The 2,162-nt window shown below is 61.9% G+C and carries 2 protein-coding genes and 1 pseudogene; all 3 read left to right on the forward strand.

Annotated elements, in window-relative coordinates; genetic code table 11:
• Positions 1-217: 217 nt before the first annotated feature.
• Positions 218-622: a single-stranded DNA-binding protein gene (locus Q8K08_RS13915; RefSeq protein WP_089258994.1), complete on the forward strand. Its 405-nt coding sequence runs from the start codon at positions 218-220 to the stop codon at positions 620-622.
• 162 nt (positions 623-784) lie between these two features.
• Entirely contained in the window at positions 785-1,360 is a 576-nt protein-coding gene (locus Q8K08_RS13920; RefSeq protein WP_305250434.1) for a LysE family translocator, read from the forward strand.
• 124 nt (positions 1,361-1,484) lie between these two features.
• Positions 1,485-2,162, forward strand: a pseudogene (locus tag Q8K08_RS13925) (DUF932 domain-containing protein); the annotation flags it as partial.

Below are 2,162 nucleotides of genomic sequence, written 5' to 3' on the forward strand. Positions count from 1 at the left end.
CCCCTAAGCCTGTTCGGCCTCTGGCGCGCAACCCCGCGTCAGTCCGGGCCGTGTTGGCTAGCGTTTCTTTGGAAACGCGTCACCTGCCCGCTCCACCCCGGTCCTCTGGGGGTTTCCGGCGTCCGTTCCGTCCACCGTGCACGCGTCACCCGACGGGCTTTTTCCGGGTCTTGTCGAAGGGACGGTCCCGAAGACAGGACACAGAAGGAAGCTTACCATGCAGAACATCGTCATCCTCGCCGGCAACATCGGTCAAACCCCCGAAGTCCGCACCACCCAGGGCGGCACGAAGATCACCAACTTCAGCCTCGCCACCTCCCGCCCCCGCCTCTCGGAAGGTCGCGTCCTGCGCGACGAGAACGGCTACCGGATCATGGACACGGAATGGCACCGCATCACCTGCTTCAACGGTCTTGGCAAGACGGTCGCGGAGCATTGCGAAAAGGGCATGAAGGTCCTCGTCCATGGCCGCATCCACTACACCAAGTGGATCGACAGCATGGGGAACGACCGCTACGGCTGCGAGATTATCGCCGAGAAGGTCGACTTCCTGAGCCGCCCGAAGTCGGCCGAGAGTGAAAACCCCGAGCTGGTCGACCGCGACGACGAGATCCCGTTCTGAGAACGGGATCTCTCCCACGGGCCCGGCGGGGAAATCCGCCGGGTTCGGGGCGCTGCCGTAAGGCGGCTTGGAGCCGACTTCAGTCATGTCATTCTTTAATGATGCAAATTCTGATCCGTTACGACTATAGCAGGCCTGAACATTTGGCTGCCAGGGGTCTCGATGGTATCTACAGCATTCGTTTTCGCAGTATTGGCGTTACTCCTCGCCCCCGGCCCTACCAACACCCTTATGGGGCTGGCCGGTGCTCATGGTGGGTTGTCCCGCGTTGTTCGGCTTATCCCTGCTGAACTTGCGGGATATGCCACAGCAATACTGCCACTGTCATTCCTGGGCGCGCAGCTTTTTCAGACCATGCCCGGCTTTGAATTGGTCCTCAAGGTCGCGGCTGCGATCTGGATCGCTGTTCTCGCCATCAAACTATGGACCTCGCTGGCACCTGACGATGGGGCCAAAGAGATCAGCGCCCGGCAGGTCTACATCACAACATGCCTGAATCCCAAAGCGCTTGTCTTCAGCCTTGTCCTGCTCCCATCTGCCCAAACCGCAGATTTTTGGCCATATTTTGCTCTGTTCGCTGCAATGGTGATCGGCGTCGCACTGGTCTGGGGCGGCCTCGGGGTGATGACGCAGGTATCGGCTGCCGGGACCAGGAGGTTGATGATCATTCAACGCGTCGCATCGGCTTGGCTGATGTTTGTGTCACTGTCACTCGTGGTTAACATCATCCAAGCATGAGCGGCAGCTTTGTCTGCATTGCTTCGTCTCGCGCCTCTTTGGAGAGTAAGAGGAGTGCCGGATTCCCGGTGACGGGTTGAAGGCTGGGAGAGTGGCTCCCGGCGCCTGTCACGGAGGAATGCCGATGGGCGTTGTAGAAGTTCTGGATCCGGTCGCACCGGCGCGGGCGGGTGGCTGGAAAGTGGATGTAAGCCGGGGTGAGCGGAACGGTCGGGTGTCATCCGAATGGTTCAACCGGCCCGATGATGAGCGGTATCTGTCGCTCGACGATCTCTGGGCATCGGTGAAGGGCCGCTCCGAGCGCAGCCGCAGCCGGGTCGTGCAAACGGCGGATATCCGAGTCGAGGCCGCGCGCAACAACCCCGAACGGTTGCACCTGATGCTGCCGAAAGCACATGAACCGGTTGCGCCCACGCATTGGGCGTTCGGCCAGCTGGCCAGCATCGTTGGCGCGCCGGCCTCCTACCTGCGCCAGCTGCCCGCGCCGCTCGCGGGGATCAACCTGCAATACGGCCTGACCAACCATCGCGCCGAGCAGGTCAAAACCTTCGAGACCGAGGATGGCCGCACGGAATTGCGCGCCGTGACCGGCCCCGACTACGGCCGCATCCACGACCATGAACTGGTCGAGGCGGTGCAGCGCATCGCGGGCAATGGCACGGGCGACACGCGCTGGAAAGTGCCGGGCGTGCTCGACTGGTCAACCGGGGTCTACAACCCCGATGTCGAGATCAGCCGCGACACGACCACGCTCTATGCCTCGGACCGCGATGTGTTCCTGTTCCTGGTCGACGATCACAAC

It is taken from the genome of Pseudotabrizicola sp. (assembly GCF_030684215.1).
In the GTDB taxonomy this organism is placed as follows: Bacteria; Pseudomonadota; Alphaproteobacteria; order Rhodobacterales; family Rhodobacteraceae; genus Pseudotabrizicola.

Excerpts from the sequence above, each read along its gene's own strand:
- Q8K08_RS13915 (WP_089258994.1), top strand. The coding sequence starts at position 218 with ATGCAGAACATCGTCATCCTCGCCGGCAACATCGGTCAAACCCCCGAA.
- Q8K08_RS13920 (WP_305250434.1), top strand. The coding sequence starts at position 785 with ATGGTATCTACAGCATTCGTTTTCGCAGTATTGGCGTTACTCCTCGCC.